Origin of the sequence: Nocardia inohanensis NBRC 100128 (assembly GCF_001612945.1) — a bacterium.
GTDB classification, from domain to species: Bacteria; Actinomycetota; Actinomycetes; order Mycobacteriales; family Mycobacteriaceae; genus Nocardia; species Nocardia inohanensis.
The window spans coordinates 85,207-104,711 of sequence record NZ_BDBK01000002.1 but is presented as its reverse complement, the minus strand read 5'-3'; the positions used below and the strand labels follow the sequence as shown (position 1 = coordinate 104,711).

Below are 19,505 nucleotides of genomic sequence, written 5' to 3'. Positions count from 1 at the left end.
GCCGTGCTTAAGCTCTGCGTATGAACGGTCAAGCCCGGAGGAGGCAGCGCGGCGTAACCACGCAGGGCTCCGTTCATGCGCGAAAGGACACTGCATGAGCACTCGTACCGCCGTCGTGACCGGGGCCAGCTCGGGCATCGGGGAGGCCACCGCCCGCGAACTCGCCAAGCAGGGGTATCACGTCTACGTCGGCGCGCGGCGGGTCGAGCGGCTGGCGACCCTCGCGGCCGAGATCGGCGGTACCGCGCTGGCGCTGGATGTCACCGACGAAGCGTCGGTCCGGGCGTTCACCGATGCGGTCGAGAGCTGCGATGTGCTGGTCAACAATGCCGGTGGCGCAAAGGGTTTGGCGACCGTCGCCGAGGCCGATCTGGATGATTGGCGCTGGATGTGGGAGACCAACGTGCTCGGCACGCTGCGCATGACGAAAGCGTTGCTGCCCAAGCTGATCGAGTCCGGGGACGGGCTGATCGTCACCATCACCTCGGTGGCGGCGTTCCAGGCTTACGACAACGGCTCGGGTTACACCACCGCCAAGCACGCACAGGCGGTATTGCATCGGACGCTGCGCGGGGAGCTGCTGGGCCGGCCGGTGCGCTTGACCGAGATCGCGCCGGGCGCGGTGGAGACCGAGTTCTCACTGGTGCGTTTCGACGGCGATGCCGATCGGGCGGCGAATGTGTACAAGGGCATCGATCCGCTGGTGGCGCAGGATATCGCCGAGATCGTCGGGTTCGTGGCGTCGCGGCCGCCGCACGTCAATCTGGACACCATCGTGGTCAAGCCGCGCGATCAGGCCGAGGCGGGGCGTTTCGCGCGGCGTAGCTGAATCCGCCCGCGCCGCACTGTAGTTCACCTCACACAGTGTGAATCAAGCATTTTTCAGACCACGTTCCGGGGCGCTGCTAGCGTCGCCCGAAACTGTGGGCTGTCTGGAGTGAACACATGGCGAGAGCACGAATCGAGGCGGTGGGTTCGTATCTGCCGGCCACCGAAGTATCGACGGCGGAGCTGCTCGCGCAGCTGAAAATCGAATCACCCATCGACTTGGAACGGGTCAGCGGGGTCAGGCAGCGGCGGCGGTGCGGCGTCGATACCGAAGGGCAGCGGGAGGATTCGTTCACGCTGGCCCTGGCGGCGGCTCGGTCGGCGCTGGCGAACTCCGGTTACCAGGCGGCCGAGCTGGATATCGTCATCTCCTGCTCGATCACCCGCATTCGTGGCGAAGAGTTCTGTGTCGAACCCTCTTTCGCGCTCATGCTGCGCAATGAACTCGGTGCGCGCGGGGCGCTGCATTTCGACGTCTCCAATGCCTGCGCGGGCATGATGACCGGAGTGCTGGTGCTGGAGCGCATGATTCGCGCCGGGATCGTGCGGCGCGGGCTGGTGGTATCGGGTGAGTACATCACGCCCATCGCCGATACCGCGGTGCGGGAGATGTCACGCAAATACGATCCGCAGTTCGCCTCGCTCACCGTCGGGGACGGGGCGGCGGCGGTGCTTCTGGACGACCGCGGAAACGATACCGAGGGCATCGATTACGTGGAACTCGATACCAGCGCCGAGTACGCGCAGTTGTGCCTGGGAATGCCGTCGGACCGGAGTCCGGGTATCGCGCTCTATACCGATAACCGGGCCATGCACAATGAATCCCGCTATCTGCTGTGGACCAATTTCCAGCGGGATTTCCTGGCCGCGCGGGGTAGCAGTTTCGCTGCGGAGGGCTACGACTACCTCATCCATCACCAATTCAGCGGTCCCGCAGTGGAATTGATCGGCAAGATAGCGGAGCGCGAATTCGATGCCGCCATGCCGACCGGTCTTGCGGTGCTGGAGCGATACGGAAACACCGCCTCCACCTCGCATTTCGTGGTTTTGCACGATGCGCTCCAGCAACAGCGGATAGCGTCCGGTTCGAAGGTACTGATGGTGCCCGCGGCCTCCGGCGTGGTGGCCGGGTTCCTGTCGGTGACTCTCGGCGAACTTCGGGTGTGATCAGCATGGCAGTCATCATTTCGGCCGTAGCGGTGGAGACCGGCGGCGGCAGCTCCATCGACCAGGCCGCGGCCGCCGCCGTGCGGGCCGTCGCCGCGGCGGGCAGCACGCCCGAACACATCGACGCGCTGATCAATACCGGCGTCTATCGCGATTCGAACATGGTGGAACCGGCCATGTCCGCGCTCATCCAGCAGGCCGCGGGCATCGGACTGGAGTACCGCAGCGGGGAAACGCCCTGCCTGTCCTTCGATCTCATGAACGGCGCCACCGGGGTGCTCAGTGCCATCCAGGTGAGCCAGGCCCTGCTGGAAGCGCCGACGGTGCGGCGGGTCGTGGTGGTGTCGGGCGACGCGCATCCGTCCATGTCGCCGCATCCGGTGCCCGACTTCCCGATCAAACCGGTCGGGGCGGCGCTGGTGCTCGAAAAGAGCGAGCAGCCGATCGGATTCGGGGCGCTGCACATCAGCGCCACCGACGGGCAGCCCGCCGCGACCGGCTTCGTCCGGTTGGCCGAGATGGGGACCGGCGGGCGCGAATCCATCATCGTGGACCGCTCGGGCACCCCCGTCGAGGAGCTGCTGCACCACGCCGAGCACGCGGCGGCCGAGGCCCTCGAAGTCGCCGGCGTCTCCCCCTGCGAGGTGCTCCTGCTGTGCGGGCGACCCACCCCGGAGTTCCCCGGACTGCTCGCCGCCCGGCTGGGGATCGCCGCGGACGCCGTCTGCACCGACGACGACCGCTACCCCGACGACCGGACGGGCAGCGGCGGCGCGAGCTTCCCCGGCGACGCCCACACCTCCGCGTTACCCGTCGCCTACCTGGCGGCCCGGGACAGCGGTCGCCTGGAACGCTTCGCCGTGGCATTGTTCGTGGCGGCGGGCGCGGGACCGTCCGCCGCGGCCATCACCTACCGCCTGCCGGCGGCCGGGTGAGGCACTCGGGTTCGCGGCCCACCGCCGGGCCGCGCCCCTTCGGGCGAGCAGAGCCGCTCCCATCCCGGTGGACCCGGGACGTGCGAACATCCGGCGAAAGGGGGGTGGCATGAGCAAGCTCTGGGTGGTGGTGCCCGCGTACAACGAGGAGCAGGGCATCACGGCGACGCTGGAAGCGCTGGCGGCGCAACGCGATCGCGATTTCACGCTGATCGTGGTGGACAACGATTCGACCGACGCGACCGCGAAAGTGGTGCGGGAGTTCGCGGATCAGCATCCGGCCATGGCGATCGAGATCGTGACCGAGGCGCAGAAGGGCACCGGCGCGGCCGCCGATACCGGGATGCGGCACGCCATCGCCGCCGGGGCCGGGCGTTTGGCGCGCACCGATGCCGACTGCCTGCCCGCGCCGGACTGGACCCAGCGCGTACACGCCGCCTTCGATTCCGGGCTGCGGTTGGTCAGCGGGCAGTTGATCCCGCGCACCGACGAGGACGTGTCGTGGGTGGATCGGACCGTCATCCGGGTGGCGCTGGAAGTAGCGTCGACGTTCGGGAAGTTCCGGCCCGGGAATCAGGATCCGCGTTATCTCGGGCCGTATGTGATGACGCCGGGCTGCAATATGGCCATCACCGCCGAATTGTACGAAGCGGCAGGCGGATTCCCGCGCACCGCGATCGAGGACCTGCACGAGGATCGGGCGCTGGTGAACGCGGTGCGTATGCTCACCACCGACTACGGATTGCGGCGGGATGTGCGGGTGTACGGGTCGAATCGGAGAGTGCGGGCGTGGGGGGTGCGGCGGACCCTGGAGTGGTACGCCGACCATCGGTACAAGCCGGAAGTGGTCGATATCCGGTGAGCGGCAAGGACTTCATCGAACAGCTGCGTGAGCGCGGGCGGGAGCAGCCGCTGGCGGCGGCGCTGGGCATGATCGGGCAGCCGGCATTGACCTACGCGCAGCTCGCCGAACGCGTCGACAGTGTCGCGGAGCGCCTGCACCAGAGCGGATTCCGGCCCGGGGACCGCATGCTCTTCTCGATTCGGCCCTGCGTGGACGCGGTCTTGCTGATACTCGGCACCATCGCGGCGGGCGGCACCATCGTGTTCGTGGATCCGGGTGTCGGGCCCGAACTCTTCGCACGCCGCATCGCCTTGACGCGACCGGCTTGGGCGGCAACCGAATCGCTGCTCTACGCACTTGCCGGACCCCTGCAACGAGCCGGGCGGCGACTCGGCTTGTCGCTGCCCGAGTTCGCGAAATTACCTGTGCGGCATATCCACAGCGGTCCGCGCCTACCCGGCACTCCCGGCGGATCGATCTCGGCGCAGTGGCTGCTCGCGCCGAATCCGCGTCCGGCCGGACCGATGGGCGAAGCGACCGCCGTCGGCCCGCACGGCGGCAGGGACACCGCCGCAAGTGACCGGACAGGTTCGCCCGACGAGCAGTTCGCGCACGCGTGGACGCCGCCGGAGCAGACTCCGCACGAATGGCTGCGCGAGGCCCCGGCTCCGGTCGCACGTCCGGTGGCCAACCCTGATGCCGAGGCGCTCATAGTCTTCACCTCCGGCACCACCGCCGCACCGAAAGCCGTTGTGCACACCCGGGGTTCGCTCGGGGCCGGGCTCGCGGCCATGAGCGGGCGCAGCAGTGTGGCGCGCGGCTCGCATCTGCACACCGAGCAGTTGATGTTCGGGCTGCCCGCACTGATGGCGGGCGCGCGGTGGTCCATGCCGCGGTATCCGCGATTCGGGACGCATATCGATCCGCTGCGGTTCGCGCGGTCGCTCGGCGCGGCCACGCACGCTTTCTTCACCCCGGCGGATCTATCCACAGTTCTCACAGCTGTGGAATCCGGGAAGCTGCGAGCGCCCGGGCGGTTGCGGGAGATCGCGCTCGGCGGTGCGCCGGTCACCGCCGCGCTGTTGCGACGGGCGGTGCGCGCACTGCCGGAGTGCGAGTTCCTCGCCATCTACGGGATGACCGAGATCCTGCCCGTGGCAGTCGTTTCGGGCGCGGAGAAACTCGCCTACCAAGGTTCCGGCGATCCGCTCGGCGCACCGGTGGACGGCATCACCGCGCATATTTCCGGCGACGGGGAACTGATCCTGTCCGGGCCGAACCTGTGCCGCGGCTATCTCGGGGAGGAACCGCTGACCGAGATCGCCACCGGCGATCTGGCGCGGTTCGACGGGGACACCCTGGTGCTGATGGGCCGCAAGAAGGACATGATGATCCGCGGCAAGACCAATATCTATCCGGGGCTGTACGAACCCGCCATCGCGTCGGTGGCCGGGGTGCGGCAGGCCGTCATGGTCGGGATTCCGGACGAGGTCGGGGACGAGCGCATCGTGCTCGCGGTGGTGCCGGAGCCCGGGGCCGGCGGGATCGAACAGCGGCTGCGGCACGAATTGCCCGCGCTCATCGATATTTCCGCGCTGCCGGACGACATCGTGACGGTGGCGGAGATTCCGGTGAGCGGGCGGACGCGTAAACCGGATCGCGCCCTGCTGCGGGCGCTGCTGGCCGATCAGGCGGCGCGGGCGCGGCTCTAGGCGCGGCGTTCGAGCAGCCGGGCCAGGGTGTCGTCGGCGAAGGCTTCGGCCTGCGCTCGGCTCAATATGCCTGCCGCATAACAGAATCCGATGCGCAGCTCACCGTGCGCGATGGTGACGGCGACGGTGAGCGCGCTGACGCAGGAATTCGAGGCCGCCAGCGCCGGTCCCGAAAGCCGCAGCGCGCCAACCTGTTCCGGCAGCTCGACGCGTCCCGGATCGATCACCGCGATATTCCAGGCCGCCCGGCGCTGCACCGATTCGACCAGCGCGCCGTGCACTGTGACGCCCGCCCGATGGCAGTCGGCGCGCAGGGCCGTCAGCCGCGGCGCATCGAGCACCCGGTACACGACCTTGGTCGGCCGGTCCGATCTGGTGAGGAAGCAGCGCCAGAATCCGCGCGCCGGAATCGGCATCAACTCGTTCGCGGGCGGGATGGGCATGCGGGCGGCGCGCATCGGTTCGCCCGCCGCGTATTCGACGAGTTCACGCAGCGCCACCATCGCCGAACGACCGTCTCCGATGAGACGTGACATGGTCAGGATGACGTCGTGATATTCGGCGGGGGTGCCGGTCCGCCCGGCGATCACGGCAATGCGGGACAGGCCCGCCCGCACATCGAACGGCCGGGCGGTCTCGGCGTCGATCTCATGCTGCCACGCGTCCGGATCATCGGATTCGACGCGCCGCACCGGAATCACCGGATCGGCGAGCGAGGCCAGCCAGGGATCACCGGCCGGACCGCGGACCACGGCCCGCAGCAGGCGGCTCCCCGCCACCAGCGCGGCGGCCGCGAGCTCCAGCCGCTCCGGCGGCAGCGCGCCGTGCACCCGCACGCGCGCAACACAATTGGCCGGGGAGATCCCGTCGATGATCCAGAACCAGCGCTCCGCCGGGCTCAGCGGGCGCGCAAACCCCCGATGAGCCCGCGCGAATCCGGTTGCAGCCGTTGCCGCCCCACTCGCCACCGGGCCTCCTCACCACCGAAGCCAGTTCCGTCAAGAACATAACCCGGAAAGCGGCAGCCCGCTCGGTCAGCGCGTGCCGCCCGGAGCCTGCGGCGGCATCGGAGTGGCGGATACGACCGGGGACGGATCGCCCTGGAGCGCGGACATGCTCTTCCAGGTGCTCCAGTCGATGGTCCAGTCGTAGAGGTCACCGTCGGCGGCCGACAGGTTGATGCGGGTGCCGGTCACCTCGACCGGGTCGCCGTAGAGGGCGGTCGGGAAGTAGGACGAGGCGTCACCGTTGCTGAGGTTGATGCAACCGTTGGTGACGTTCGTATTGCCCTGCGCCCCCGAGGACATCGGGTTGGCGTGAATGAATTCGCCGTTGTTGGAGATGCGCACCGCCCAGCGTTCGCGGACATTGGTGTAGTACGGCGGATTCGACATCATGAAGTCTTCGTACTTCTCGGTCACCACGTGCACGCCGGAGCGGGTGACATTGCGGTCCTCATTGCCCTCACCGTAGGAAACCGGGAAGTCGAAGACCACCTGTCCGTCACGAACCACCTGCATGCGATGGCTGGGGGCGTTGGCCTTCACGATCTGCGAGCGGCCGATGGTGAAGTCGGAGGTGATGTCGGAGTCGCCGTACACGCCGCCGCCCAGGTTCAGGCCGTACAGCTTGGCCGCCACCTGCACCTTGGTGCCGGGCTGCCAGTATTCGCGGGTCCGCCAGTGTGCGCGGGAGCCGCCGTTGTCGTCGGGCAGCCAGGCCCACGCGCCTTCGTTGTTCGGGGTGGTGGTCACCGTGAGGGCGCGTTCGACCGCGGCCTTGTCGCTCACGTGGCCCTTGAATTGCAGGATGATCGGGGCTGCGATGCCGACCTCCTGACCGTCACCGATATTGAGAGTCGCGGTCGCGGTGCTCTTGGGGGTGACGGTGCTGAACTTCGAGTCGATGGCGACCGGCTTGCCGTCGGTGCCGGTGGCGGTGCCGTTCCAGGTGTAGGTGATGCCGTAGCCGAGCGGCTCGGTCACCGTGAACTTGGTGTGGTCGGGGGTGAATTCGCCGGCGACCTGCTTGCCGTTGGGATTGGTCAGCGCGACCTGGTCGATGCGGCCGCCGGTCACGGAGACCGAGACGGCGGTCTTGGGGTTGACGTCGGTGGTCCCGTTGCCGGGATCCACGGTGACCTTGGCGGCAGGCTCGGCCTCTTTGCCCGAAGAGCCGGCCTTGTCGGATGTGCATCCGGCCACCAGCGCGATAACGGCCACCAACGCGGCCACTGCGGCGGCCGACCGCCGCGACACTCTTCGATTGCTCACTTCCTCGACGTTACCCCCGCAAACCGGGTCCCCCGGTCTGTGCGGAAGTGGTCCATGACACGAATTACAGGGGCACACCCACGGTCACGGGCTCCGGTTCCAGGGTGATGCCGAAGCGGTCGGCAACCCCTTGGCGAACGGTGCGCGCCAGCGTCGCCAGATCGGCCGCGGTGGCGGCGCCCCGATTGGTCAGGGCCAGGGTGTGTTTGGTGGACAGCCGCGCCGGGGCGTTCGCGTCGGGGTAGCCCTTGCCGAAACCGGCGCGTTCGATCAGCCAGCCCGCGGAGAACTTCACCCCGCCCTCGACGGGCCAGGTGGGGACGGCCACATCGGGGCCCACATGTGTGGCGATCGCCGCCAGGACGGCCGGGACCTCGGTGTCCGGAACGACCGGATTGGTGAAGAAGGAGCCCGCCGACCAGGTGTCGTGGTCCGCGGGATCGAGCACCATGCCCTTGCTCGCGCGCAGCCGCAGCACCTCCGCGCGCACGGCGGCGGCGGGCCGCGATTCGCCCTCCCGGGCATCGAGGGCATTGGCCAGCTCGCGGTAGCCGAGCGGTTCGCTGGAACCGTCCGCGCGCAACGCGAATTCGACGGCCAGCACCACGCCCGCATCGCTGTGCTTGAGAACCGAAGTGCGGTAACCGAATCCGAGCTCCGCCGGTTCGACCCAGCGGATCTCGCCGGTGGCGCGGTCCAGCAAACGCACCCGGCGCAGCAAACTCGCCACTTCGACGCCGTACGCGCCGACATTCTGGACCGGGGTGGCACCGGCGGAACCCGGAATACCGGACAGGCATTCGAGGCCGCCGAACCCGGCGGCGACCGTCTCGGCCACCACCGCATCCCAATTCGCGCCGGCCTCCGCGACCACGAACACCTCGTCCTCGTCGTCCTCGGCACCGCCCGCGGTCACGATGCCGACGCCCTCGGTGGCGATCCGGACCACCACCCCGTCGAAACCGGTGTCGGCGATCAGCAGATTCGAGCCACCGGCGATGAGCAGCAGCGGAATTCCGGCCGCGTCCAGCTCCCGGACCGTCGCGACCAGCGCTTCGGTGGTCTCACAATCAGCCACCACGGCGGGGCCGCCCACCCGCAGCGTGGTCAGCTCCGCCAGCGACGCCGACTCGCGCAACCGCGCCCCGGTCGCCGCCAGCAGGTCCCGCAGTTCGTCGAACGACACCACCCGAGAAGTACGCACGACCACAGACGGTAGCCTGTCCCACCATGGCGACACCTCTGGCCTTCACCGCGCACTCGACTCATCCCATGGCCGCGGTGCGTGCGGCGTTCGCCGATGAGCAGTATTGGAAAGACCGCATCGAGGCCGTCGGCGGCCCGGGCGCGCGCATCGACAGCATCTCCATCTCCGGGGACAACGTACGGGTGGAGATGGTGCAGGCCATCTCGCCCGAGGAGCTGCCCGCGCAGATCACCGCCATCAAGCCCGAGGGCCTGATCATTCCGCGCATCGAGACCTGGCACGGCAGCGGCGGCACCGTCGAGGCGCACGTGGACGGCGCGCCCGCGAACGTGAACGGCACGCTGACCGTGAGCGACGACGGCAGCGGTTCGACCTTCGTGGTGGACGCGTCCATCGAGGTGAAGATCCCGCTCTTCGGCAAGAAGATCGAGGCCGCGATCCAGCAGCACCTGACCGAATTGCTGGAGCGCGAAGCCGAGTTCACCGACAATTGGCTGACTTCGCACTGACGGGGCCTCCCCGGCAGTAACCTGAGCGATCGTGCCCCGCCGACTGGACTACTCCGCACGCTATCCGCTGCACACCACCAAAGAGGTGTACGCGGCCTTGATGAACCGCGACCACTGGGAAGCGCGCATCGAGGAGATGCGGAAACACTCGCCGAACGACATCGTCAGCCTGGAGGCCGGCGATCACGGCATCGCCATCGAGACGCGGCACGTGCTGCCGCGCGAGAAGCTGCCGGAGATGGCGCAATTGGTCATGCACAAGGACATGGTGATCACCCGGCGAGAGACCTACGGGCCGTTCGGACCCGAGGTGACCGGCGAATACACCGCCGAGATCCCGGGCGGGCCGGGCACGCTCGGCGGCACCATGCGACTGTTCCCCACCGAGACCGGGTGCACCCTGCGCACCTCCTCCAAGGCGACCGTGACCGTTCCGTTCTTCGGGCGCAAGCTCGAACAGGTGATGCTGGTCAACCTGATCGACCTGTTCCGTGCCGAAGCCGAGGTGACGCTGTCCTGGCTGGATCAGCAGCATCCCGTCGGCTGAACAAGCCGATCGGGACGATCACCCGCGGTACCACCGGGATCAACCGCCTGCGGCGCGGAGACCGGTGGATGATGCACGACCCCTTGATAACTCAGCGCTTGCTGAACGCTTCGGATCCGCTCGTAGTGGACCTCGGCTACGGCGCCAGCCCCGTCACCACCTTGGAAATGGCGGGGCGACTGCGCACCGTGCGGCCGGACCTGCGCGTCGTCGGCCTCGAAATCGATCCGGAGCGAGTGGTGCCCGGGCGCGACGGAGTCGAATTCCGGCGCGGCGGTTTCGAACTCGCCGGTCTGCGGCCGATCCTGGTGCGCGCCTTCAACGTGCTGCGCCAGTACCCGGAGTCCGCGGTACCCGATGCCTGGGGCACCATCCTGTCCGGACTGGCTCCCGACGGGCTGCTCCTCGACGGCACCTGCGATGAGCTCGGACGGCGGTGCGCGTGGGTGCTGTTGGATCGATCCGGGCCGCGCTCACTGACCCTCGCCTGGGATCCGTTCACGGTCGCTACGCCCTCCGATATCGCCGAGCGGCTGCCGAAAGCGTTGATCCATCGCAATATTCCGGGCGAGCCGATTCACGCCCTGCTCACCGCGGCCGATCGCGCCTGGTCGCATGCGGCTCCGCTCGCCCCTTACGGACCGCGGGTGCGCTGGCGGCGTGCGGCGGATCTACTGCGCGAGCAGGGCTTTCCGCTTCGGCCCTATCGCCGGCGGCTGCGCGACAACCTGTTGACGGTGCCCTGGTCCGCGGTGGCTCCCGGAAGCGGTTGAGCCTGGATGGCATTGGGAACGGGGCTACGCTGTCTTACAACGGTCCCCGAACCCCAGCCCCTTCGCGGGGCGCATCGGCCGACCGCAGGCTGCGATGATTCGCGTGTAGGCGCGCGGATCATCGGAGCTTGTGGAGCAGGGCGGGGGTCAGATGCGAGTGGTGATCGATTCGGCTGCGCGACTGAACAATCCGAGGGTGCGATCGCGGAATTCTTGCACCGAGCCCGATATCGCGGCGGGAGCCAGCAGGGAACGGGGGGCGAAGGGTTGACGCCATAGGCCGCCGTGGGCTGCGCCTTCGGCGAACAGGGCTTCGGGATTCGAGGGGGCTTCCCGGGGCGGAGCGACGAGGTCCGCCACGAGTTTGGCGGCCAGCAGGGGGCGGGCGGTGGCGGGGTCGAAGACTTCTACCCCGAAGGTGGAGACGGCGCGGTATGCGGCTCTGCGCCAAGGGGTTTCGTGGACGGCGGCGGTCCAGGCGGGGGGTGCGACCGTGTAGGAGGTGGTGGTGCCGGTGGATCGGGCCAGGACTGCGCGCCAGCGGGGGAGGCGGTGGGCCAGGGCGTAATCGGCGCCGGACAGGAGGGGGAGGTTGTCGAAGAGGCCCCAGGGGTTGGCGTCCGCGTCCAGGACGGGGTTGTCGTAGTTGGGGCTGTAGAAGGAGGTGGCGGCGACTCGGTGCAGGAGATCTTGTGCCGCGCCTCGGAATCCGCGATGGGCCAGGCGGTTGCGGGCGGCGGTGAAGACCGGTTCGGGGACGGCGTAGCAGTCGGTGGGGGAACCGAGGAAGGCCAGGGCGGTGTCGGGGTGGCGGCGGAGGAGGGATTCGGCGAGTACGTCGGAGGCGGCCGCTACACGGAGTGCGCCCGCGCCGGGGAGGCCCGCGTACATGCCGAGCACCGGGCGGGCGTCGGATCGACCGGCGAGCCAATGGGTCAGGGCTGGAAGGCTTCTCGCGATGTCCGCGCCGGGGCCGGCCGAGGTGATCGGGTAGAGCATGCGGCCGGCGCGCGAACGGGCCTGTGCGAGAAGTCGATTCCAGCGGGCACGACCGGGACGATCCACCGCGACCACCTCCGCACCCCAGTCCAGCAGCGGGCGCAGCGGGCCGAGTTCAGCGGCCGCACCCAGCGCGATCAGCCGGAAACCCGGCAGCCGCAACCATTCCGGATGATCGATCACCTGCTCTACAGCGGCAGCGAAGGCGGGCTCGACGATCCCGCGGCGCTCCCACGCGGCCACTTGCCGACGCAACGCCTCCCCGGTCAGCACCCGCCCATACCAGGGCACCTCCAACTGGGCGACCGCCCTCCCCGTACCGGCCACTTCACCCGTCTCGATCACCCCCGCACCGGATTCCGCCTCCACATCGAGCGCATCGAGCGTGGTCACCGCCCGCCCCGAGGCAAACCGCAGCATGCTCCGCGCGGACCGCAAACCCTCCCCCGCGATCTCCAGCGACACCTCCGGCGCGGTAACCGCCAGCCCGGTCATGCTCCGAAACACCCAATGATGGCGGTACCGCCAATCCCGGCAGGTCTCCACGGACTGCGCCAGATCGGCATCGACCCCTCGCACCGCGTCAGCGACAACCGCGGCGGTGACCATATCGGAAACCCGATCCGGCGGCCCCGACGGAAAAACGAGGTCCCACATCCCATCACCGACGGTCCCCATGATCAGCACCCTGCCACGAAACCACCCCCCGCAAAACTCGAAACCTCACTTCGAAGCCTCGCCGCAACCTTCCCTGCTCAGGCGCGGGTCAGCGCCCGATGCAACCGCGCGGCCGTGGGAGGGGGCAGAGCCGCACTGGCGGAACGTATTTCGGCCCGCGCACAACGATGGATCGCGACCGCGTCGGCGACCACTTCATCCAGAGCCGCCTGACCGATGCCCGCTTCGGCCAGGTCGAGAACCGTACGCAGCGGAGTGGTGACGAGGAACGTGCCGGCCGATTCGACCTCGTTGCGGGCGAAGGCGCGGCGTAGCACTACCAGACGCGGGGATAGCGGAAAGCGGCCGACCCGGGCGGACATGTGGACGAAGCGCGGACGCAGCCGGCCCAGCCCGTGCAGTTCGGCGGCACTGTGATGGGAGACAGCCGCCGCGCCGTCGAACCAGGCCGACCACATGGCGTATTCGTCGAGCGGCCCGTCCGGCCAGGCGCCCAGCCGGAGCAGACCCACCCCCGCGCGCAGCACGGTGCCGTCCCGCAGGCCGTCCCGGATCCGGGCCTCACATCCGGTGCGCAGCACTTGGCGGGTCGTGAAATACCCCGCGTGTTGCCCCGCCACTTCTTGCAGCGCCTGCCAGCCGTGCTCGTCCGGCTCCGCTGCGGGCTTCCCAGCCATGCCAATCAGGCTACGCCAGCCTCCTGTGTGTTATGTCACAATCGCGCGGGGTGACGCGACACCCTCACCGGAAGCACAGAACTCACACAGAAAGCTCGGGAAGAATCGGCGGCATGAGTTCGAAACCGACCTCGGACGACGCGACCGATCCCCCGCAGCCCGGGACCACTCCCGGCTCGGACGACCAGACGGTACGCGCCGGCGGCCACGGGCCCGAAAACCCCGGCGCGGAAACCGAAGTAATCGCCCCCGGGGAGGGCGCGGCGACGAAATCCACCGACTGGTGGGACACCGAACAGGAACACACCACCCAGGTCCTAGGCACGCCGGGGACCGAGGAGACCCGGCCCACCGAGGTCCTGGGGCCGCGGGAGACGGGCGCAACCGGCTTCAGCGGCCCCCAGCCCACCGAAGTCCTCGGCTCGCCGGAGGCCGGTGCGCCGGGATTCAGCGGCCCGCAGCCCACGGAGGTGCTGGGCGCCACCGGGTCGCACCCGACGCAGGCGTTCGGCGCCACCGGCCCGAACCCCACCCAGGTGCTCGGCACCGATCCGGATGCCGCCTACCCCGCCGGTCCCGGCGGCACCGTGCCGCCCGGCACTCCCCCGCCGACCGGAACCGGTGGCGGAGAAGGAGGTTCGGGCAAGGCGCGGCGCACCCGGCGCACGGTACTGATCGTCGCCCTGGTGGTGGCGCTGCTCGCGGTGGGCGGGGTGGCGGCCGGTGAGGTCTACACCCGGCGGACGATGGAGAACTGCATCAGCTCCCAGTTCGAGAAGGAGATGGGCTCCAAGATCGATGTGTCGTTCGGCTGGAAACCCCTGCTGCTCACCATGTTCGACAACAAGGTGTCGTCGGTGACGGTGGACAGTGACGACAGCAAGTTCGGCCCGGCACAGGGCATGGAAGTGCACGCCACCTTCAACGACATCGAGGTCAAGGACAACGGCAAGCAGGGCGGCACCATCGGCAGCTCCACCGCCGACGTCACCTGGAGCACCGACGGCATCGTGAAGACGCTGGGCGGCTTGGTCTCCGGCGCCGAAGGCGATCCGGCCAAGGGCACCCTCGACTTCGCGGTGCTCGGCGGGCTCGCCCAATTGCAGGTGAAGCCGAAAATCGTCGGCGACAAGGTCGAGGTGGAGACCATCCAGGCCGCGCTGCTCGGTTTCGGCCTGCCCACCGATCTGGTCTCGGGCATCGTGGAGGTCATGACCGAGAGCTTGCAGAGCTACCCGCTCGGCATGAAGCCGACCAAGGTCGAGGTCACCAAGGACGGCCTGAAGGTGCATCTGGAGGGCGGACGCTCCGAACTCCAGTCCGCCGACGGCAAGAACACCTCGGTCAGCTGCTGATTCGGCAGCAACGGCCCGCCACTTCGAAGTGGCGGGCCGTTTCGTTCACCCCGGAAACCCTTCCAGCACTTCACGACTGCGGGACAGCCCCAGCCGGGTGGCCCCGGCCGCGATCATCGCCGCCGCCGCGGCCGCATCGCGAATGCCGCCGCTGGCTTTGACGCCGAGGCGGCCGCCGACGGTCTCGGCCATCAACCGCACCGCGTGCGCGCTCGCACCCCCGGCGGGATGGAACCCGGTGGAGGTCTTCACGAAATCGGCCCCGGCCTGCTCCGCGGCCCGGCAGACCGCCACGATCGCCTCGTCGCTCAAGGCCGCGGATTCGATGATCACCTTGAGCACCGCCCGGTCCCCGACGGCCTCGCGGACCGCGATGATGTCGCTCAGCACCGCGTTGTAGTCACCGGCTCGCGCCGCGCCCACATCGATCACCATGTCCACCTCGGCCGCGCCCTGCTCGACCGCGAGCCGCGCCTCCGCGCCCTTCACCAGCGAATGATGTTTGCCGGAGGGAAAACCCGCGACGGTCGCCACCACCAGCGCCGGCGCGCGCACCGGCAGCATGGACGGCGACACGCAGATCGCGTACACGCCCAGCTCGCGCGCTTCCTCGATCAATGCCGAAACATCCGCGGCGGTCGCTTCCGGCGCGAGGAGGGTGTGATCGATCATCGCCGCCACGTCCCGGCGGGAAATCTCAGCCATGAGCACCGAGTTTGGCATATGCGTGGCGAATTTCGTTGCGAGCCGCCACCGATCTCCCGCACACTCGTAGGGTGCTGATCCGTCGTGAACGTCCCGGCGACGCCGCCGCGATCGACGCGGTGCACCGCAGCGCATTCGCCCGCCAGTACGCCGGCAGCAACGGCGATACTGCGGGGAGTGCCATCGAACCGCCGGAAGCCGGCCTGGTCCGGCAGCTACGCGACAACTCCGGCTGGATGCCGACACTCTCCATGGTCGCCGAATTCCGGGACCAGGTCGTCGGCCATGTCTGCCTCACCCGCGCCGGTATCGGGCCCTTCCCGGTGCTGGCGCTCGGCCCGATCGGGGTGCGGGAGGACCAGCAGGGGGCGGGCGTCGGCTCGGCCCTCATGCACGCCGTGCTCGGCGCCGCGGACGCGCTCGACGAGCCGCTCGTCGGCCTGCTCGGCCACCTCGACTACTACCCGCGCTTCGGCTTCGTGCCGGGCATCCGGCTGGGCGTGGTCCCCGACCAGCCCGACTGGGCCTCGCACTTCCAGGTGCGCCCGCTGGCCGCCTACGACTCGGAGATCAAGGGCGAGTTCCGCTACGCCGACCCGTTCTACGAGCTGTAGCGGAGCTGACCCGGCAATTCGATGGCATATCGGGGCTGGGAGGATGGCGGCATGAGTTCCACCCCCGATGATCGCCGCTTCGTGCTCACCCTGGGCTGCCCGGACCGTCCCGGCATCATCGCCCGCATCACCTCGTTCATCGCCGACTTCGGGGGGTCGATCGTCGAGGCCGGATACCACTCCGACCTGGACACCGGATGGTTCTTCACCCGGCAGGCGATCAAGGCGGCGACCGTGCCGTTCTCGCTGGACGAGCTGCGCGACCGTTTCACCGCGGTGGCGGCCGAACTCGGGCCGGAGACCGAATGGCAGGTGCACGACACCGGGGAGAAGCGCCGGGCCGTGCTGCTGGTCAGCAAGGACGGGCACTGCCTGCACGATCTGCTCGGCCGGGCGGCATCGGGCGAACTGCCGGCCACCATCGAGGCCGTGATCGGTAACCATCCCGATCTCGCGGGCATGACCGAGGCGCACGGCATCAAGTTCCACTATGTGCCGTTCCCGACGGATCCGGCCGAGCGCGGCCCGGCCTTCGAGCAGGTGCGGGAACTGGTCGACGCGCACGATCCGCACGCGGTGGTGCTGGCGCGGTTCATGCAGGTGCTGCCGGAGTCGCTGTGCGAGCACTGGGCCGGGAAGGCCATCAACATCCATCACAGCTTCCTGCCGTCCTTCGTCGGCGCGCGGCCGTACCACCAGGCTTTCGCGCGCGGCGTGAAGCTGATCGGCGCGACCTGCCACTACGTGACCGCCGAACTGGATGCGGGGCCGATCCTCGAGCAGGACGTCACCCGCATCGATCACGCGGACACCGTGCACGACATGGTGCGCCAAGGCCGGGATATCGAACGCGTGGTGCTGGCGCGCGGGCTGCGCTGGCATCTGGAGGGCCGGATACTTGTACACGGCCGCCGCACCGTCGTTTTCGACTGAGGCGGGTTCGAAAACACAGCGCCTGGAACGGGAACGCCCTCCGCATTTCGATGCGGAGGGCGTTCCTTTTGCGGCGGTGATCTTTTCGATCAGCCCGCTACGGCGACGCTGCCGCGGCGACCCGAACGGATCACCCGATGGAGCTCGTTGTTGAAGGCGTGCTCGGCCTCGATGTTCACCAGGTGCCCGGTGGGCAGGATGGTGTAGCGGTCGAGGTATCCGGCGTCGGCCAGGGTGTCCGCGATCTCGCGCGAATGCAGTTCCGGCAGCAGGCGATCCGCGGATCCGGCGATCACCGTGGTCGGGACCGTCAGGTTCGCGGCCGCACCGTGCAGGTCGAGGCGCAGCAGACCGCGAGCCACGGCCGCCCGCGCCGACGGACGGCAGGAACGGACGATCGAGGTGCCGAAGGCGACCTGGTCGGCGGTGGCGGTGCGGGTCATCAGGCGGCTCTTGGCCACCATGTGCACCGCGCGGCCGCCGGGCAGCGGGAGCGGGGTGCCGAACATGACCTTGGCGACCCAATCCGGCGCCGGCACAACATCGTTGAGCAGCGGGATGACGGTCGCGCGGCCCGGGATCTCCCGGGCGGCGGTGGTGGCCAGCAGCACCGCGGAGGCGCGCCGGGCGACCTGCTCGGGGTAGTGTTTGGCCCACGCCTGAATGGTCATGCCGCCCATGCTGTGCCCGGCGAGCACCGCGCGCTGACCCGGACGCAGCACCGCGTCGAGGACCGCGACGAAGTCGTCGGCGAGCTGCTGCGAGCCGAAAGCCCGGGTGCCCATGGTGGATTCGCCGTGGCCGCGCTGATCGTAGGCGACCACGCGGTATTCACCGGCGAAGGCATTGATCTGGGGATTCCAGTACTCGATGGCGCAGGACCAGCCGTGCACGAGGACGATGACGTCGCCGTCGGCGGGACCGTAGGCGTGCACACGCAGCTGCGCGCCATCGGCGGTGGTGACGGGGGTGACCGCGTCCGGAACCGGGGTGTTGAACGATTCGGTCGCGTAGGTCCGGGACCGCAGTGCGGTTCGGAAGGGGGCGGTCAGCAAATCGGCGGCGCCCGCCTGAGGCAGCTTTACCAGCATGAGCACTCCTTTGTGTTCCAGGCCACACTACCGCGCTAGCAGCAGTGCTTGCTAGTGCAAGCGGCACGATATTTCGATCCTGCGGCGTTGCGGCCCGCCATTACCGAATACCCGTTCCGGCGCAGTGGCATTCATCTATTTCCGCGCCGGGCCAGGGGACTTCTGTTATCTACAACACAGTTTGGGGCCGATTCATGCCCCGGATAAGGACCCCAAGGGGTGGGCGGAACCCACCCGCTCAGGCCCCCACCGCCGTCGCAATCCCGAACGCCGCCTTGGCAACTCGCGCGAGTTCACCGTTGAACTCCGCGTACGCCTCGACATTGCCGAGATGGCCGGTCGGCAGGACCAGATAGCCGTCGAGACTGCCGGTCTCGCGCAGCATTTCGACGATCCGCTCCGAATGCACCACGGGCGTCATGTCATCCAGCGAACCGGCGATGACGGTGGTCGGCACGGTCAGGTTCGCCGCGCCCCGGCCCACGTCCAGATAGGACAGCAGGGTGCCGAACTTGCCGCGCACCCGCGCCGGGCAGGACCGCACGATATTCAGGCCGAACTCGGCGATATCGCCGACCGAGCTCAGGCTCATGATCTGCCGCCGGAAGATCCACTTCACCGGCGCGACGGGCGCGAACAGGATGGGCGCGCTCAGCCCGAGCAGGCCGATCACGAAGGGCAGCTTGGCGATACCGCGATTGAAGAACGGCACCACGGTGGTCTCGGCGATGAGGTTCCCTGCGGCGGTGTTGGTCAGCAGCACCGCGTGCGCGCGCTGCTGGACCTGCTCCGGATAGCGTCCGGCCCAGCCTTGAATGGTCATGCCGCCCAGGCTGTGCCCCACCAGCACCGCCTTCTGCCCCGGCTTCAGCGCGGCGTCGAGCACGGCCGAAAGGTCGTCGGCGAGTTGATCGGTGGTGAGCGGCGCGATGCCCGGCTCGCTCTCGCCGTGCCCGCGCACGTCGTAGGCGACCACACGGTATTCACCGGCGAAGGCATTGATCTGGGGGTTCCAGTACTCGAGGCAGCAGGTCCAGCCGTGCACCAGCACGATGACGTCGCCGTCGGCGGGACCGTAGGAGTGCACCCGCAGGTGGGCTCCATCGGTGGTGGTCACCGCGATGACCTCGTAGGGCCCGGCAGGCGGGTTCAGGTCCGCAGTGCCGTACGTCCTGGTCCGCAGGTCAGCCCGATGGTTACGCAGCATTGCGCGCATTGGACACTCCTTTGTGTTACTGCTCGATACAGTAACCCCGGACCCGCCCTGCTTGCTAGAGCAAGCACCAAAAAAATTCGGCCGCCACCCAATCGGGCGACGGCCGAAACCGAAACGAGCTGGGACTACCAGCGCGGACCGCGCTGGATCTCGTCCACCTTGGGCCGCACATCGGCGAGATACACACCGGTCGCGACGATGGCCGCGATGCCGAGGATCCCGACCGGCGTCCGGGCCAGCAGCAGCCCGATCAGCGCGGCACAGAGAATGCCCACCCACATCGGCTTGGTCAGCTTGTCGACGGCGGTGAAGGCGTCCGGGCGCTGCCGGATGGCGTGCACCAGCGCGAACACCGTCATGGCCAACGCGGCTAGTTGCAGCACCCACAGAATCAAGGACGGAATCGCGTTCACCCGCCCCATCATACGAGCGAAGCCCCCGG

Annotated in this window: 20 protein-coding genes; 11 read left to right on the top strand and 9 right to left on the bottom strand. The window is 68.8% G+C overall.

The annotated features are described in order from the left end of the window. Nucleotides 1-94 precede the first annotated feature (94 nt). From NI1_RS06935 to NI1_RS36995, 5 genes are all read left to right on the top strand, one after another. Nucleotides 95-829: an SDR family NAD(P)-dependent oxidoreductase gene (locus tag NI1_RS06935; protein ID WP_067815764.1), complete on the top strand. Its 735-nt coding sequence runs from the start codon at nucleotides 95-97 to the stop codon at nucleotides 827-829. Nucleotides 830-945: 116 nt separating this feature from the next. Beyond that, nucleotides 946-1,995, top strand: a complete 1,050-nt coding sequence (locus NI1_RS06930) for a 3-oxoacyl-ACP synthase III family protein (protein ID WP_067815762.1) — start codon at nucleotides 946-948, stop codon at nucleotides 1,993-1,995. 5 nt (nucleotides 1,996-2,000) lie between these two features. Further along, nucleotides 2,001-2,930, top strand: coding sequence for a beta-ketoacyl-[acyl-carrier-protein] synthase family protein (locus tag NI1_RS06925; RefSeq protein ID WP_157534992.1), 930 nt, complete (start codon nucleotides 2,001-2,003; stop codon nucleotides 2,928-2,930). 109 nt (nucleotides 2,931-3,039) lie between these two features. Next, on the top strand, nucleotides 3,040-3,792 hold the full coding sequence (locus tag NI1_RS06920; RefSeq protein WP_067815759.1) for a glycosyltransferase family 2 protein: 753 nt from the start codon (nucleotides 3,040-3,042) through the stop codon (nucleotides 3,790-3,792). After that, nucleotides 3,789-5,486, top strand: coding sequence for a class I adenylate-forming enzyme family protein (locus NI1_RS36995; RefSeq protein ID WP_084522752.1), 1,698 nt, complete (start codon nucleotides 3,789-3,791; stop codon nucleotides 5,484-5,486). The genes NI1_RS06920 and NI1_RS36995 overlap by 4 nt, the downstream gene beginning before the upstream one ends. On the opposite strand, the gene NI1_RS06910 is transcribed toward NI1_RS36995, so the two are convergent. The 3 genes from NI1_RS06910 to NI1_RS06900 all read right to left on the bottom strand — a co-directional run bounded on the left by NI1_RS06910 (nucleotide 5,483) and on the right by NI1_RS06900 (nucleotide 8,948). Further along, nucleotides 5,483-6,454: a hypothetical protein gene (locus NI1_RS06910; protein ID WP_157534991.1), complete on the bottom strand. Its 972-nt coding sequence runs from the start codon at nucleotides 6,452-6,454 to the stop codon at nucleotides 5,483-5,485. The two genes, NI1_RS36995 and NI1_RS06910, sit on opposite strands and share 4 nt — an antisense overlap. A 66-nt stretch (nucleotides 6,455-6,520) precedes the next feature. Then, entirely contained in the window at nucleotides 6,521-7,759 is a 1,239-nt protein-coding gene (locus tag NI1_RS06905) for a L,D-transpeptidase (protein WP_245663118.1), read from the bottom strand. A gap of 64 nt (nucleotides 7,760-7,823) precedes the next feature. After that, on the bottom strand, nucleotides 7,824-8,948 hold the full coding sequence (locus NI1_RS06900; RefSeq protein ID WP_084522750.1) for a UDP-N-acetylmuramate dehydrogenase: 1,125 nt from the start codon (nucleotides 8,946-8,948) through the stop codon (nucleotides 7,824-7,826). A 41-nt stretch (nucleotides 8,949-8,989) separates the two neighbouring features. Between NI1_RS06900 and NI1_RS06895 the strand changes: the two genes are divergently transcribed. From NI1_RS06895 to NI1_RS06885, 3 genes are all read left to right on the top strand, one after another. Then, entirely contained in the window at nucleotides 8,990-9,475 is a 486-nt protein-coding gene (locus NI1_RS06895) for a DUF2505 domain-containing protein (RefSeq protein WP_067815751.1), read from the top strand. 31 nt (nucleotides 9,476-9,506) lie between these two features. After that, entirely contained in the window at nucleotides 9,507-10,022 is a 516-nt protein-coding gene (locus NI1_RS06890) for a DUF2505 domain-containing protein (RefSeq protein ID WP_067815748.1), read from the top strand. Nucleotides 10,023-10,090: 68 nt separating this feature from the next. Next, nucleotides 10,091-10,795 (top strand): class I SAM-dependent methyltransferase, encoded by a 705-nt coding sequence (locus NI1_RS06885; RefSeq protein WP_245663117.1) that lies wholly within the window; start codon nucleotides 10,091-10,093, stop codon nucleotides 10,793-10,795. 147 nt (nucleotides 10,796-10,942) lie between these two features. On the opposite strand, the gene NI1_RS06880 is transcribed toward NI1_RS06885, so the two are convergent. Next, nucleotides 10,943-12,472, bottom strand: coding sequence for a hypothetical protein (locus NI1_RS06880; RefSeq protein WP_157534990.1), 1,530 nt, complete (start codon nucleotides 12,470-12,472; stop codon nucleotides 10,943-10,945). A 77-nt stretch (nucleotides 12,473-12,549) separates the two neighbouring features. After that, the gene (locus NI1_RS06875; protein ID WP_067815741.1) at nucleotides 12,550-13,149 is read right to left on the bottom strand and encodes a type IV toxin-antitoxin system AbiEi family antitoxin domain-containing protein; all 600 of its coding nucleotides are present in this window, start codon (nucleotides 13,147-13,149) and stop codon (nucleotides 12,550-12,552) included. 113 nt (nucleotides 13,150-13,262) lie between these two features. Between NI1_RS06875 and NI1_RS38765 the strand changes: the two genes are divergently transcribed. Beyond that, nucleotides 13,263-14,504, top strand: a complete 1,242-nt coding sequence (locus tag NI1_RS38765) for an LmeA family phospholipid-binding protein (RefSeq protein ID WP_218026710.1) — start codon at nucleotides 13,263-13,265, stop codon at nucleotides 14,502-14,504. A 45-nt stretch (nucleotides 14,505-14,549) separates the two neighbouring features. Here the strand turns inward: NI1_RS38765 and deoC are convergent, their stop codons facing one another. Next, nucleotides 14,550-15,209, bottom strand: coding sequence for a deoxyribose-phosphate aldolase (gene deoC, locus NI1_RS06865; RefSeq protein ID WP_174564458.1), 660 nt, complete (start codon nucleotides 15,207-15,209; stop codon nucleotides 14,550-14,552). 71 nt (nucleotides 15,210-15,280) lie between these two features. On the opposite strand from deoC, the gene NI1_RS06860 reads away from it, so the two are divergent. Continuing rightward, entirely contained in the window at nucleotides 15,281-15,823 is a 543-nt protein-coding gene (locus NI1_RS06860; RefSeq protein WP_067815735.1) for a GNAT family N-acetyltransferase, read from the top strand. A 51-nt stretch (nucleotides 15,824-15,874) separates the two neighbouring features. Continuing rightward, nucleotides 15,875-16,756: a formyltetrahydrofolate deformylase gene (purU, locus tag NI1_RS06855; RefSeq protein ID WP_067815732.1), complete on the top strand. Its 882-nt coding sequence runs from the start codon at nucleotides 15,875-15,877 to the stop codon at nucleotides 16,754-16,756. Nucleotides 16,757-16,845: 89 nt separating this feature from the next. Here the strand turns inward: purU and NI1_RS06850 are convergent, their stop codons facing one another. From NI1_RS06850 to NI1_RS06840, 3 genes are all read right to left on the bottom strand, one after another. Next, nucleotides 16,846-17,847, bottom strand: a complete 1,002-nt coding sequence (locus tag NI1_RS06850) for an alpha/beta fold hydrolase (RefSeq protein WP_067815730.1) — start codon at nucleotides 17,845-17,847, stop codon at nucleotides 16,846-16,848. A gap of 238 nt (nucleotides 17,848-18,085) precedes the next feature. Further along, nucleotides 18,086-19,063 (bottom strand): alpha/beta fold hydrolase, encoded by a 978-nt coding sequence (locus NI1_RS06845; protein WP_067815727.1) that lies wholly within the window; start codon nucleotides 19,061-19,063, stop codon nucleotides 18,086-18,088. Between the two features lie 125 nt (nucleotides 19,064-19,188). Beyond that, nucleotides 19,189-19,485: a DUF2516 family protein gene (locus NI1_RS06840; RefSeq protein ID WP_067817814.1), complete on the bottom strand. Its 297-nt coding sequence runs from the start codon at nucleotides 19,483-19,485 to the stop codon at nucleotides 19,189-19,191. Nucleotides 19,486-19,505: the final 20 nt, after the last annotated feature.